Below are 12,478 nucleotides of genomic sequence, written 5' to 3'. Positions count from 1 at the left end.
AAGCACGAGGTGAAAATACGATGGCGCAAACTTCATTTATATTATCAATAATCGTATTACTTATCGCGATTATTGGATTTCTCTATACGTATTCACTTGGACGGCGCCAAAAAGTGCAGGAACAATACGATGCGCCGGTGAATGAAAAAATACAAGAGCATCCGTATATTCGCAATCCTGTCCTGCTGGCATATGTGCTTGCTGGCTTGTTGGCTTTAGGCATGATTATTTATCTTGCTTTAAACAGAGGATAAACAAGCGGGGCGATCCATTAGAAGGGTTGCCCTTTTTGACGAGGGAGATTGACGAAAGAGGATACTTTACACGTTTTTTCTGATATAATCAATGGGGGAACCATGGGCATATGTTTATTTTTTTGAGAGCATCAGGCCTATACTATACATAAAGTGCCCTTTTCGTATAAAGGAGGAAGAGCTTATGTCTCAACTGCTAGGGATTATTCAACGGCTTATGCAGCTTCGTGACCAAGAGCCGAGTGGCAACGAGGCGCCGCAGCGAAATTTTGAAGTGAATGGAGAAAAAAAATGCAGTGTCACCTACCTAGCGAAAAACGATACATTTATGCTAGAGGTATATGAGAAAGGGAAGAAGCCAAATACTTACCAATTTGACAATATTGATATGATTGCGATCGAAATTTTTGAGTTATTAGATGAAAAAAAGTGAGGCGAAATCATGAAAAAAAAGCCGGCTGTTATTTGCCCTGTATGCCGAAGCCAAGCTTATTTAGAAGAGGTATTAACGGCACAATCCAATCAAAATGTGATTTATACATGTCCTTCTTGTCAGTTTATGCTGCGCAACATTTATACAAGTAAAGGATAAAAGGTCTTCGAATAGCGAAGGCTTTTTATTTTTTTTTGGACTTTTTCATCGTATTTGTGAATATATACTAATGGATGTTGGCAAGGAGGATGAATCATGAGAAACGAATGGCTGGAAAGATTATCTTTAGATGAGCAGATGTTGCTGCTGGATGTGCTTTTTACTCAGCAGTATGCACTTGAAATTATTAGCTGCGAGCTCTCTGATATCGAAAGGGGCTACAAATATGTAGATGAAGCGCGTCATCAAAAATTAGTACAGCTGTATCATCGAATTCATGAAGAACTATCGCTTTAAAAGCGATAGTTATTTTTTTATCCAACACCGCTGAGTATGTTAAACTGAAAAGGGAAGAAGTATATGCGAAAGGCGGAAATAGGCATGATCAGTTTTGATAGCAAAGAATTTACCGGCAAAACGATTGCACAATTTTTAATTCCTTCAGAAAAAGTGGCCCATGTTCAAGTTGGAAATTACTTGGATCACGCTTTGTTAGTTTTAACAAAAACTAGATACTCCGCAATTCCTGTACTTGATATATCTTATAAGCTGCATGGACTTATCAGTACAACGATGATTATGGATGCTATTTTGGGACTAGAGCGAATTGAGTTTGAACGATTGGAGCGAATGAAAGTTGAGGAAGTGATGAATAAAGAGATTCCACGTTTATCTTTAAACGACAATGTGATTAAGGGAATCGGGCTGATTGTCAATCATCCTTTCGTTTGTGTTGAAAACGAGCAAGGCTATTTTGAAGGGATTTTTACAAGACGCGAAGTATTAAAACGGTTGAACAAGCAGCTGAGGCGCTTCAATCATTATAATGGATGAGGCTTCAGCGTGCTTTACCCGATCATTTTAAAAACAAGCTGAATAATCAGCAGGAATGTGACGATATTTAAAATGAGTGACAAGTGTTCTTGTTTTAGCTTTTGGGCAAGTCTGACAGACACTTGTGCACCAATGACGGACCCTAGCGCTAAAAAAGGGGCGATATGCCAGTTCACATGGCCGGCGTACAAATACGTGGCAAAGGCGCCAAAGCAGCTGATAAACGTTTGGAATCGCGTAAAGGCGATCGCCGATAAATAGTCAAGTCCTGTTGACAAATAAGTGTACATTAATAACGTGGCTTGACCTGGACCGAACATTCCGTCGTAGACGCTAATTCCATAAAGCGGCGCATATAATTTTTTCGAAAAAACGGCTGACCGCTGCTGCGTCATCTTTTTTCGAAAAAACTGCAGGCTGAGAGCAAACGTCAACAACGCAATGGCGATAGCCGTCATGGTTTTTTCAGGCAGGGATGAAGCAAGCAATCCGCCTGTAATCCCCCCTCCTAAGCTGATCGGAACGATAAAAGCGGTTTGCTTCCAGCCGATTTTTCCTTCGCGAAGAAGTACAAGAAAGCTTGAAAATGAACTGATCATATTGGAAAATTTAGCGGCGGCGATCGCTTGATGAACAGGCACGCCTGTTAAAAGCAGGACAGGCATGCCAATTAAGCCACCACCGCCGGCCAGAGTTCCGACAAACGATGTTAATGCCCCGATGACCATAAATAAGGCATAGTCCATATGCAACCGTCCTCTCCTTGGTTTAGCATTTTCTACTATCATCATATACAATTTAATGGTATAAGGAAATTTCATAAAAATAAACAAGAATGATAAGCAAAACTTATCAGAAAGAGGCAATGGGTGCATGACTGAATATGAATGGCTTGTGATTTTAGCTGAGGAGCTGAACATGCGCAAAGCAGCGGCAAGATTATATGTAAGCCCATCAGCTCTTTCTCAACGTTTGCAGACGCTTGAAAATGACTGGAATACCAAAATTTTCGTTCGAACACCTCGCGGGCTGATTTTGACACCGTCTGGAGAGAGAATTGTCCAGCTGGCCAAAGAAATCGTGCAAGCGACTGGGCAAGTAAAAGAGGAAGTCGAGCAAATGGATGGACGGGCGAGCGGGACGTTAAGGCTAGCAGTCGTTTCTATTGCTGCCCAGCACTGGCTTCCATCCATCTTAAAACGGTTTACCGAGCGATATCCGAACGTCAAAATTGCGTTAGTTACAGGATGGACAAGCAATATTATGGAGTGGATGTATCAAAACGATTTTCATATCGGGATCGTGCGCGGTGTTCCCCATTGGAACGGCATCAAGCATTTTTTGTTTGCTGATCGGCTGTATTTAATCGATCAAAAAATTAACGGTCTCGAGCAGCTGCCCAAAACCGATCGACCGTTTATTCAGTTTAAAAGCGATTCCACCTATTTTCTCCATATTCAACAATGGTGGCATGAACAATTTGAAACACTGCCTGAACGGACAATGGTTGTTGATCAAATTGAGACGTGCAAACAGTTGGCTTATCATGGGATCGGCTATGCGATTTTGCCGGAAATAGCGCTTCATGATTTAGACGATTCTATGAACAAAATTCCGCTAAAGGATCGAACGGGGCGATTGATGGAGAGAGATACGTGGCTTATCGGTGCAGATACCGCGTGGCAGCTTCCGCAAGTACAAGCGTTTTATCAAGTGGTCCGAGAGCTGATGGACTGAATTGGTGCTTGTCAGCGCAGGCTTTGTTTTGCTAAAGTAAAGGAATAAGAGAATAAAAGGAGGATGCTGACATGAAAATGATGGATGCAAATGAAATTATTGCGTTTATTCAAAATAGTAAAAAAGCGACGCCAGTCAAAGTATACATAAAAGGAAATCTTGAAGGATTAGATTTTGGAACCGGCTCAAAAGCGTTTATAACGGGAAATGCTGGAGTCGTGTTTGGTGAATGGCAGGAAATTCAAGCGGTGATGGAAGCGAATAAAGACCGCATTGAAGATTATGTTGTGGAAAATGACCGCCGCAACTCTGCTATTCCATTGCTTGATTTAAAAGGAATTAAAGCTCGCATTGAACCGGGTGCGATTATTCGCGATCAGGTTGAGATCGGCGATAATGCGGTCATTATGATGGGGGCTGTTATTAACATTGGCGCAGTTGTTGGCGAAGGAACGATGATTGATATGAATGCAGTGCTTGGTGGTCGGGCAACGGTAGGTAAGAATTGCCATGTTGGTGCTGGAGCGGTATTGGCAGGAGTGATTGAACCGCCTTCAGCGAAGCCGGTCATTGTAGAGGATGACGTAGTGATTGGCGCGAATGCCGTTATTTTAGAAGGAGTAACGGTTGGAAAAGGCGCAGTTGTTGCAGCCGGCGCGGTGGTAATCGATGATGTGCCTCCTTATTCTGTTGTGGCAGGGGTACCAGCTCGTGTGATTAAACAAATTGATGAAAAAACAAAAGCCAAAACAGAAATTAAGCAAGAATTGCGCCAACTATAAAAGTGGTGTTGTTCCGTTTTCAACATTAAAAAGAAGGCTATCTATCAATATACCCGTTAAGGCGAAACAGCCAAGCGAAGCGTGGAGATGCTCCACGCTTTTTTACGAGGAGGAGAAAAGCATGGTAAGCCCATTTGTATCGATTCGCCGTGATTTGCATAAAATTCCTGAATTGGGGTTTCAAGAGTTTAAAACTCAGCAATATTTATTAAATTATATTGCGTCATTGCCGCAGGAAAGGTTGGAAATTCAAACATGGAAAACAGGTATTTTTGTAAAAATCAATGGCCTTCAGCCGACAAAAACGATTGCCTACCGCGCGGATATTGACGGACTTCCCATTCATGAAGAAACAGAACTTCCTTATCGTTCTCAACATGAAGGAAAAATGCACGCTTGCGGACATGATTTTCATATGAGTATTGCTTTGGGTGTATTAACCCATTTTGTGCATCATCCCATTCGTGATGATTTATTATTTATTTTTCAGCCAGCCGAAGAAGGTCCAGGCGGTGCGTTGCCGATGCTTCAAAGCGAGCCCATGCAGCAGTGGCGGCCAAATATGATTATCGCACTGCATATAGCACCGGAATATCCTGTTGGTACGATTGCTATAAAAGAAGGATTGCTATTTGCCAATACATCAGAACTGTTCATTGATTTAAAAGGAAAAGGTGGACATGCGGCATTTCCTCATCTAGCAAATGATATGGTCGTCGCCGCCTGCGCTCTTGTTACACAACTTCAATCAATTGTAGCGCGCAACGTTGACCCACTTGACAGCGCTGTTATCACCATCGGGAAAATTTCGGGAGGAACGGTGCAAAACGTAATTGCTGAGAATGCGCGTTTAGAAGGAACGATTCGCACACTATCAGCAGAATCTATGAAAAAAGTGAAAGAGAGAATTGAATCTCTTGTTAAAGGAATGGAAATCGCCTATCAATGTGAAGCATCGATTGATTATGGCTCCATGTACTACCAAGTATATAATAACGAAAAACTGACGAAAGAGTTCATGACATTTGTGCAGCAGCATTCTGATATTCGCATGATAGAATGTCGAGAGGCCATGACAGGAGAAGACTTTGGCTATATGCTTGCCGAAATTCCAGGGTTTATGTTTTGGCTTGGTGTAGAATCAGAATACGGGTTGCATCATGCAAGGTTAAATCCGAACGAACTTGCGATTGATCAAGCCATTTCCTTGCTGGCATCTTATATTGGATGGAAAGGAAATAATTAGAATGGCATATTTTCCTCTCCGATAAGGCACATTATGTGAATGAGGAGGTGGATGAATGATGGCAAAGATTGGGGTAGAACCATCGTTAACAAATGTTCAACAAGCATTAAAAGAAAGAGGTCATGAAGTGATTGCACTTCAACAGGAAAGTGATGCAAAAGGATGCGATTGCTGCGTTGTGACTGGCCAGGATTCAAATGTGATGGGCATCCAAAATGCTGTATCCTCAGCTTCTGTTATTGAAGCGAGCGGTTTGACCGCAGACGAGGTTTGCCAAAAAGTCGAGGAGAAGTTACGCTAATCAAGCGTCTCGTAAATCAACAGCTTTTGAAAAAAGACTAGGCGCCTTCCTAGTCTTTTTCTGCTCTCAATCGTTTGCATGCAAGTGACATATAGATACCACTTGATGTGTCAGCATTTGTTTCCGAGTGACCTAGTGATCATTGATTCTGGCGCTTGGCCATGTTTTGGCGTGGTCGGGACAAATCGTTGACTTGTTCTCCAAACGACGAACAGCGGGGCTTTGGAATGGGCTATAAGCCTAATCTTCTAATGGGATCTATGTATAAAGTCCACGATGCAAGCATGTCAATCGATTAGAAAACGATGATATGGATATAGAAAAAATAGTGAGCGAATTATAATCACTAGAATAATGGCGATCAGTTTGATCAGCGCGCTATCTGTGTTTTGGCTCATAACATTTTCATGGAATCGTGAGTGTTTGGTCTGTTGTGAATGAATAGGGATGTTAAGAAGTCGCTCAACAGCTTTTCCGAATCGATTATTATATAATCTTTCATAACCATATAGCTTTTTGTATAATTTTTCCGCATATATGGTATACCATTGAGGAAATATATAATATTTTCTCAATCTAAAATGATGGAGGGATACATATGGCAGAGCGTATGGTAGGTAAGCAGGCTCCGCGTTTTGAAATGAAAGCTGTTTTACCTAACGGAGATTTTGGCATGGTCAGCTTAGAAGAAAATATCAAAAATAATAAATGGACGGTTCTTTTCTTCTATCCATTAGATTTCACGTTCGTGTGTTCAACAGAAATCACCGCTATTTCTGAACGCTATGAAGAATTTGAAGATTTAGATGCAGTTGTCATTGGTGCTTCTACAGACTCTGTATATTCTCATAAAGCATGGATAAATATGTCGCGCACAGAAAATGGCCTTGGAAAGATTAAGTATTCATTAGCAGCGGATACAAATCATCAAGTATCCCGTGACTATGGCGTACTTATTGAGGAGGAAGGAGTCGCGCTTTGCGGTTTATTCGTTATTGATCCAGAGGGAGAGCTAAAATACGCAGTCGCACATCATAACGATATCGGTCGTAATGTGGATGAAGTATTGCGCGTTCTGCAAGCGCTGCAAACAGGCCAGCTTTGCCCGGCAAACCCGAGGCAAAAAACGCTGGAGGTATAATCGAAGAAGGTCTAACAACATCATGTTAGACCTTCGTTTACGAGGAGGGATATGATGAAATTACGTGAGACAATGCCTACATTGAACGGAGCAACAGCTTATGTAAATGGCACTGTTACAAACGAGGATTTGATCGGAAAAAAACCGACGCTTATTCATTTCTGGTCCGTAAGCTGCCATGTTTGCAAGGAAGCGATGCCGCAAGTCAATGAATTTCGCAATCGCTATAAGGATGTATTAAATGTGGTGGCTGTACATATGCACGCTCGGAAAGAGATTTAGATATTGATCTAGTCAGAAGAACATGGCATGACACAGCCGATTTTAGTAGACAATGAACACCATATTACGGATGCATTTGAAAACCAATACGTTCCTGCTTACTATGTATTCGATGCAGAAGGAAAACTGCGCCATTTTCAAGCGGGTGGAAGCGGAATGAAGATGCTGGAAAAACGCGTCAATCGAGTGCTGGAGGAAAAGCAAAAAGCAGAATAAAGCTCCAAAAGGAACGATACCGCTCGTTCCTTTTTGATTTGCATTTTTTGTCATAACGTATTACATTAACAAGAGAAGATCATGTTGCGATGTGAAATTGGAGGAATACATGTGAAAAAAAAGCAGTTTGCTGTAATTGGATTAGGTCGATTTGGCGGCAGTATTTGCCGTACATTAAGTGAACAAGGGATGGAAGTGCTTGCGATTGATATTGATGAGGATCGCGTCAATGAATATGCCTCCATTGCTTCACATGCTGTGGTAGGAGATTCAACTGATGAGGCCGTGCTGAAAAGCTTAGGCATTCGCAATTTTGACCATGTGATTGTTGCGATCGGCGACAATATCCAGGCGAGTATTTTAACGACGTTAATTTTAAAAGAGCTTGGGGTGCAAAATATTACCGTAAAAGCTACCAACGACTATCATGAAAAAGTATTGAAAAAAATCGGAGCCGACCAAATTGTTCATCCAGAGCGCGATATGGGAGAAAGAATTGCACACAGCATTATTTCGAATAATGTTCTTGATTATTTAGAGCTTTCTGATGTTCATAGCATTGTTGAAATTGCAGCAAGCCATCGCCTTGAGGGCCATTCATTACTGGAGTTGGATATTCGGGCGCGTTATGGGATCAATATTGTTGCGATTAAGCGAGGCAATGAAGTTATTGTTTCTCCGTTGGCCTCTGAAATGATTCGAAAAGGGGACATATTGGTTGTCATCGGCGCCGACGAAGATATTGACCGCTTTGAAGCAAAAGTGGTGAGCGGCTAAAAGCATAGGAGGAAACGAACCGCTGCTGTTTTGTATCAATACGTGGCATAAGACAATGATTTTCCTCGTTTTTCAGCCGCCCTTCATGTCTTGCTTATGGCGCTTTTTTAGATGTTAAGAGAGGCTGAAACGTATAGTCCATCCAAAAGCAGAAGGTTGTCTTTTCGCCGAGTGGTTGTTTCAAACCGGGAATATGGAAAGCAAAAAGCAGGGAGACTCTCCCTGCTTTTTGCTGTTTCTGATTAGATCTCCATAATAATTGGCAAAATCATCGGCTTGCGCTTCGTTTTTTCATACAAAAACGGCGCAAGAGTATCTGTGATTTCATTTTTGATTTCTGACCATTGATTGGTTTTCCGTTCAAGCACTTTTTCAAGATGTTTTGTAATTAATGCTTGAGCATCGCTAATTAAATCGCCAGATTCCCGCATATAAACAAAACCGCGTGAAATGATATCGGGACCAGCCGCGATTTTGAATTCTTTCATATTGATGCTGACAACGACAATCACAAGGCCTTCCTCAGAAAGAATACGACGGTCGCGAAGCACGATATTGCCGATGTCTCCAATGCCGCTGCCATCAATATAAACAGATCCGGACGGAACTTTACCGACGATCCCTGCTTCCTCTGCACTTAGACCAAGCACTTCGCCGTTGTCCATAATAAAGCAGTTCTCTTCAGGAACCCCGCAGTCAACAGCAAGCTTCGCATGCATTTTTTGCATTCGGTATTCTCCGTGAATCGGCATAAAATATTTTGGCTTCATTAAACGAATCATTAACTTTTGCTCTTCCTGCCCACCGTGACCGGATGTATGGATATCATTTAACGGTCCATGAATCACTTCGGCACCGGCTCGATACAGCATGTTAATCGTACGGTTCACGCTGACCGTGTTTCCAGGGATTGGGGAGGATGAAAAGACAACTGTATCCCCAGGAATAATTTGAATTTGCCGATGCGTGCCGTTGGCGATGCGAGATAATGCTGCCATTGGTTCTCCTTGGCTTCCTGTACATAAAATCGTGACGCGATGGGCTGGGAGGCGATTGATTTGTCCGGCATCAATAAATGTATCCTTTGGACATTTGATGTAGCCAAGTCCTTGTCCAATCTCAATGGCTGCCTCCATGCTGCGGCCGAATACAGCGATTTTTCGATTATTAAGTACTGCAGCTTCAGTTACTTGCTGCAAACGATGGATGTTAGAAGCGAATGTGGCAAAAATAATCCGGCCTTGAACTTTGCGGAAAATATCATGGATGCTTTCACCGACGCGGCGTTCTGACATTGTAAAATGTGGAATTTCGCTATTGGTGCTGTCGGATAGCAAGCATAGAACACCTTCTTTTCCGATTTCAGCCATTTTTGTTAAATTGGCTGGTTCACCTACTGGGGTGAAATCGAACTTGAAATCACCTGTATGCACGATTTGCCCCGCTGGAGTTTTTACGACAATCCCATAGCTATCCGGAATGCTGTGAGTGGTCCGGAAAAACGTAACGGCTGTCTTTTGGAAACGGATCACATCATCCTCTTTAATTTCAATGAGCTTTGTTTGGCTTAATAATCCGTGCTCTTCTAGTTTATTGCGAATGAGTCCTAAAGCAAGCTTTCCACCGTATATTGGAACGTTCACTTGACGAAGCAAATAGGGGATACCGCCAATATGGTCTTCATGACCATGAGTGATAAATAATCCTTTAATCTTTTCTGCATTTTTGACTAAATAACTGTAATCAGGAATAACATAATCAATACCGAGCAGTTCATCTTCCGGGAACTTAATTCCCGCGTCAATGATAATAATTTCGTCTTGGAATTGTACGCCATATGTATTTTTTCCGATCTCGCCTAATCCGCCGAGCGCAAATACACCAACTTGGTTTTCTTTTAAAAACTTCATCATCTAAATCTCCAGTACATTAAAATTTGGGCTTTGTTTTTCATATTCTAAATGAGCGCCCTCAAGAGGCTGAATATATTCAATGTTGATTGCGCGATTTTTAAGTTTTTGGCGTACTTCCCGTTCTGATTCCGCTTCGATATACAGCGTGTTTGTTTTTTCTCTTACAGGCACTTCGTCAAGATTTTCTTGATAAAACACTTTAAAAATCATTGTAAAACCTCTCCTTACTAACCGATAATTTCCCTAACTTTTTTATTATATATAAAATATAGTTGATTTTCATGCTTTTTATTTTGGACACGGCACATGTTCCAAGCAGCGCTGCCTTTTACTTCTATCATCTTTGACGAAACTCCGAGCTTTCATTCATGTCTTTCATTTTAAAAGAAGCCCTTCTTTGTTCTTAAGAAGGGCTGTCCGGTTAAGCGATTGATTTTTTACGGAGCAAATCTTTCCATTGTTGGAGCAATTTTTTCTTGAGCTTCTTCAACATCTCTCATCACTCCCTACTTTTTATTGTACTCATTTCTTGTCGAAAGTAAATGTCCACTTTTTTTATTTAGTATATGAAGATTAAGAAGGGTTTTTCATGGTGAAAGCTGGAAGATTTTTTGTTTGACATTCCTGCTTTTTTTCATTAACGTAATGATGAAGAAATGCAATGATTTTTTATAAAGGTGAGAAAACGATGAAGAAAATTGTATTTTTTGATATTGATGGCACACTGCTTGATGAAAACAAAGAATTGCCGGCTTCTACTGTGCAAGCTATTCAGAAGCTTAAAACATCGGGAGTGTATGTAGCGATTGCGACAGGAAGAGCTCCTTTTATGTTTGAAAATTTGCGGAAGAAATTAGGAATCGATTCCTTTGTCAGCTTTAATGGTCAATATGTCGTTTTTGAAGACGAGGTCATTTATAAAAATCCTTTGCATCGTTCTAAGTTGCATGAATTGAAAGAGCGTGCTCATGAGAATGGGCATCCGCTTGTGTTTATGGATGCCGAAAGGATGAGGGCGAGCGTTGAAGAACATCCATATATTCATGTAAGTATGGAAAGCCTAAAATTTTCTCATCCTCCATTTGATCCGCTTTACTATGAGCAGCGCGATATTTATCAAGCGCTTTTGTTTTGCAAACCAGAGGAAGAGCATGTCTATATCACATCGTATCCTGAGTTTCATTTTGTGCGTTGGCATAACGTATCTACAGATGTATTGCCGTTTGGTGGTTCGAAAGCGGAAGGAATTCGCAGGCTGATCGAACGAGTCGGCATTGACAAAGAGGATGTTTATGCATTTGGCGATGGGCTAAATGATATCGAAATGCTTCAGTTTGTCGGTACAGGTGTGGCTATGGGAAATGCCAATGAGAAAGTGAAAGAAGTGGCTAATTTTGTAACAAAGCGAGTGGATGAAGAAGGGATTTTATACGGACTGAAGCAGCTCGAGCTGATTAAGTAAAAAGAAGGGCGGTCCGCCCTTCTTTTTACGCTTTATCGTTCAATCGGAATCGCATTTTCTGGCGCTTTGAAAGGGTTTTCTTGATCGATGTGATCATAAAACATGATACCGTTTAAGTGGTCAATTTCGTGCTGGAAGACAATTGCCGGATATCCTTTTAAGCGCAAAGTGATATTTTCGCCTTCAAGGGTTGTACCGGTAACCGTAATTCGGGCATAACGCGGTACATATCCGGGAACGTTGCGGTCAACAGACAAGCATCCTTCTCCGCTTGTTAAATAGCAGAGCTGAACGGAATGGCTTATGATTTTTGGATTAAACAGACCATAGCTATATAGCGTTCCTTTTTCATCATGGGCATGAACAGCAATCATTCGTTTTAAGACGTTAATTTGTGGGGCTGCTAATCCAACGCCGGGACGCAGTCCATATTTTGCCGCCGTCTCTGGATCTTGGCTCATTTTTAAGTATTCCAGCATGCTTCGCAAAAGGTCCTGCTCTTCCTTAGAAGCAGGCAAAGCAACTGGTTCAGCAACGGCCCGTAAAGCCGGATGGCCTTCGCGAACAATATCTTTCATGGTAATCATCGCTTATCACTCCTTGTATAATGAAATCATATCAAGCGTGTTGATGATTGAATAAAAACAAATGAACAGTACTGAATTCCTCGCTTTTCTGCTTCAGTAGAAAAGCGGATGGTGAGCCATATCATCTGTTTTAAAGTAAAATAATGGACCATCAACACTAGTGAAATAATATCTGTGCAACTGTAAAGATCAAAAAATGATCTGTGAACAATCGACGATTGGAGGCGAGCTTCGGACCTGTTTTCGCCACATATTCGCGTGACAAAGACGCGGAACACGCCGCTTTCAGACCCATTCACGGGGGTATGAAGCGACCCCCACCGTCGAAAACAATACCATATTATATAGAAGAAT

Annotated in this window: 16 protein-coding genes and 1 pseudogene; 13 read left to right on the top strand and 4 right to left on the bottom strand. The window is 41.6% G+C overall.

The window, feature by feature from the left end; translation table 11 throughout:
- Positions 1-20: 20 nt before the first annotated feature.
- From GFC28_RS06850 to cbpB, 5 genes are all read left to right on the top strand, one after another.
- Positions 21-254 carry a hypothetical protein gene (locus tag GFC28_RS06850; RefSeq protein ID WP_044746661.1) on the top strand — a complete coding sequence of 78 codons (234 nt, stop codon included), beginning with the start codon at positions 21-23 and terminating at the stop codon, positions 252-254.
- Positions 255-438: 184 nt separating this feature from the next.
- Positions 439-687: a YkuJ family protein gene (locus tag GFC28_RS06845; protein ID WP_044746660.1), complete on the top strand. Its 249-nt coding sequence runs from the start codon at positions 439-441 to the stop codon at positions 685-687.
- 9 nt (positions 688-696) lie between these two features.
- Positions 697-846 carry a hypothetical protein gene (locus tag GFC28_RS19475; RefSeq protein WP_172798642.1) on the top strand — a complete coding sequence of 50 codons (150 nt, stop codon included), beginning with the start codon at positions 697-699 and terminating at the stop codon, positions 844-846.
- A gap of 96 nt (positions 847-942) precedes the next feature.
- Complete coding sequence (gene abbA / locus GFC28_RS06840) at positions 943-1,143, top strand: antirepressor AbbA (RefSeq protein ID WP_044746659.1); 201 nt, start codon at positions 943-945, stop codon at positions 1,141-1,143.
- An 84-nt stretch (positions 1,144-1,227) separates the two neighbouring features.
- Positions 1,228-1,680, top strand: coding sequence for a cyclic-di-AMP-binding protein CbpB (gene cbpB, locus GFC28_RS06835; RefSeq protein ID WP_044746773.1), 453 nt, complete (start codon positions 1,228-1,230; stop codon positions 1,678-1,680).
- Positions 1,681-1,694: 14 nt separating this feature from the next.
- On the opposite strand, the gene GFC28_RS06830 is transcribed toward cbpB, so the two are convergent.
- A complete protein-coding gene (locus tag GFC28_RS06830; RefSeq protein WP_044746658.1) occupies positions 1,695-2,426 on the bottom strand; it encodes a sulfite exporter TauE/SafE family protein in 732 nt (243 codons plus the stop codon).
- A 127-nt stretch (positions 2,427-2,553) separates the two neighbouring features.
- On the opposite strand from GFC28_RS06830, the gene GFC28_RS06825 reads away from it, so the two are divergent.
- The 7 genes and pseudogenes from GFC28_RS06825 (at position 2,554) to GFC28_RS06795 (ending at position 8,162) form a co-directional block, all read left to right on the top strand.
- The gene (locus GFC28_RS06825; protein WP_044746657.1) at positions 2,554-3,417 is read left to right on the top strand and encodes a transcriptional regulator CcpC; all 864 of its coding nucleotides are present in this window, start codon (positions 2,554-2,556) and stop codon (positions 3,415-3,417) included.
- Positions 3,418-3,488: 71 nt separating this feature from the next.
- On the top strand, positions 3,489-4,199 hold the full coding sequence (gene dapD / locus GFC28_RS06820; protein WP_044746656.1) for a 2,3,4,5-tetrahydropyridine-2,6-dicarboxylate N-acetyltransferase: 711 nt from the start codon (positions 3,489-3,491) through the stop codon (positions 4,197-4,199).
- Positions 4,200-4,320: 121 nt separating this feature from the next.
- Complete coding sequence (locus GFC28_RS06815) at positions 4,321-5,445, top strand: N-acetyldiaminopimelate deacetylase (RefSeq protein ID WP_044746655.1); 1,125 nt, start codon at positions 4,321-4,323, stop codon at positions 5,443-5,445.
- A gap of 58 nt (positions 5,446-5,503) precedes the next feature.
- Entirely contained in the window at positions 5,504-5,746 is a 243-nt protein-coding gene (locus GFC28_RS06810) for a YkuS family protein (RefSeq protein WP_044746772.1), read from the top strand.
- A gap of 598 nt (positions 5,747-6,344) precedes the next feature.
- Positions 6,345-6,887 (top strand): peroxiredoxin, encoded by a 543-nt coding sequence (locus GFC28_RS06805; protein WP_044746654.1) that lies wholly within the window; start codon positions 6,345-6,347, stop codon positions 6,885-6,887.
- A gap of 54 nt (positions 6,888-6,941) precedes the next feature.
- A pseudogene (locus tag GFC28_RS06800) lies at positions 6,942-7,385 on the top strand (TlpA family protein disulfide reductase).
- A 111-nt stretch (positions 7,386-7,496) separates the two neighbouring features.
- Positions 7,497-8,162 carry a potassium channel family protein gene (locus tag GFC28_RS06795; protein ID WP_236631808.1) on the top strand — a complete coding sequence of 222 codons (666 nt, stop codon included), beginning with the start codon at positions 7,497-7,499 and terminating at the stop codon, positions 8,160-8,162.
- A 242-nt stretch (positions 8,163-8,404) separates the two neighbouring features.
- Here the strand turns inward: GFC28_RS06795 and rnjA are convergent, their stop codons facing one another.
- Together rnjA and GFC28_RS06785 are read right to left on the bottom strand one after the other, a co-directional pair.
- Positions 8,405-10,072, bottom strand: coding sequence for a ribonuclease J1 (gene rnjA, locus GFC28_RS06790; protein WP_044746771.1), 1,668 nt, complete (start codon positions 10,070-10,072; stop codon positions 8,405-8,407).
- 3 nt (positions 10,073-10,075) lie between these two features.
- On the bottom strand, positions 10,076-10,285 hold the full coding sequence (locus GFC28_RS06785) for a DNA-dependent RNA polymerase subunit epsilon (protein ID WP_044746652.1): 210 nt from the start codon (positions 10,283-10,285) through the stop codon (positions 10,076-10,078).
- 478 nt (positions 10,286-10,763) lie between these two features.
- Between GFC28_RS06785 and GFC28_RS06780 the strand changes: the two genes are divergently transcribed.
- Complete coding sequence (locus GFC28_RS06780) at positions 10,764-11,537, top strand: Cof-type HAD-IIB family hydrolase (RefSeq protein WP_044746770.1); 774 nt, start codon at positions 10,764-10,766, stop codon at positions 11,535-11,537.
- 32 nt (positions 11,538-11,569) lie between these two features.
- Here the strand turns inward: GFC28_RS06780 and def are convergent, their stop codons facing one another.
- The gene (gene def, locus GFC28_RS06775) at positions 11,570-12,124 is read right to left on the bottom strand and encodes a peptide deformylase (RefSeq protein WP_044746651.1); all 555 of its coding nucleotides are present in this window, start codon (positions 12,122-12,124) and stop codon (positions 11,570-11,572) included.
- Positions 12,125-12,478 lie beyond the last annotated feature (354 nt).

The organism is Anoxybacillus sp. B2M1, from assembly GCF_001634265.1.
Lineage (GTDB): Bacteria > Bacillota > Bacilli > Bacillales > Anoxybacillaceae > Anoxybacteroides > Anoxybacteroides rupiense.
This window is presented reverse-complemented; position numbering and strand designations above follow the sequence as displayed.

Excerpts from the sequence above, each read along its gene's own strand:
- GFC28_RS06850 (WP_044746661.1), top strand. The coding sequence starts at position 21 with ATGGCGCAAACTTCATTTATATTATCAATAATCGTATTACTTATCGCG.
- GFC28_RS06845 (WP_044746660.1), top strand. The coding sequence starts at position 439 with ATGTCTCAACTGCTAGGGATTATTCAACGGCTTATGCAGCTTCGTGAC.
- GFC28_RS19475 (WP_172798642.1), top strand. The coding sequence starts at position 697 with ATGAAAAAAAAGCCGGCTGTTATTTGCCCTGTATGCCGAAGCCAAGCT.
- abbA (WP_044746659.1), top strand. The coding sequence starts at position 943 with ATGAGAAACGAATGGCTGGAAAGATTATCTTTAGATGAGCAGATGTTG.
- cbpB (WP_044746773.1), top strand. The coding sequence starts at position 1,228 with ATGATCAGTTTTGATAGCAAAGAATTTACCGGCAAAACGATTGCACAA.
- GFC28_RS06830 (WP_044746658.1), bottom strand. The coding sequence starts at position 2,426 with ATGGACTATGCCTTATTTATGGTCATCGGGGCATTAACATCGTTTGTC.
- GFC28_RS06825 (WP_044746657.1), top strand. The coding sequence starts at position 2,554 with ATGACTGAATATGAATGGCTTGTGATTTTAGCTGAGGAGCTGAACATG.
- dapD (WP_044746656.1), top strand. The coding sequence starts at position 3,489 with ATGAAAATGATGGATGCAAATGAAATTATTGCGTTTATTCAAAATAGT.
- GFC28_RS06815 (WP_044746655.1), top strand. The coding sequence starts at position 4,321 with ATGGTAAGCCCATTTGTATCGATTCGCCGTGATTTGCATAAAATTCCT.
- GFC28_RS06810 (WP_044746772.1), top strand. The coding sequence starts at position 5,504 with ATGGCAAAGATTGGGGTAGAACCATCGTTAACAAATGTTCAACAAGCA.
- GFC28_RS06805 (WP_044746654.1), top strand. The coding sequence starts at position 6,345 with ATGGCAGAGCGTATGGTAGGTAAGCAGGCTCCGCGTTTTGAAATGAAA.
- rnjA (WP_044746771.1), bottom strand. The coding sequence starts at position 10,072 with ATGAAGTTTTTAAAAGAAAACCAAGTTGGTGTATTTGCGCTCGGCGGA.
- GFC28_RS06785 (WP_044746652.1), bottom strand. The coding sequence starts at position 10,285 with ATGATTTTTAAAGTGTTTTATCAAGAAAATCTTGACGAAGTGCCTGTA.
- GFC28_RS06780 (WP_044746770.1), top strand. The coding sequence starts at position 10,764 with ATGAAGAAAATTGTATTTTTTGATATTGATGGCACACTGCTTGATGAA.
- def (WP_044746651.1), bottom strand. The coding sequence starts at position 12,124 with ATGATTACCATGAAAGATATTGTTCGCGAAGGCCATCCGGCTTTACGG.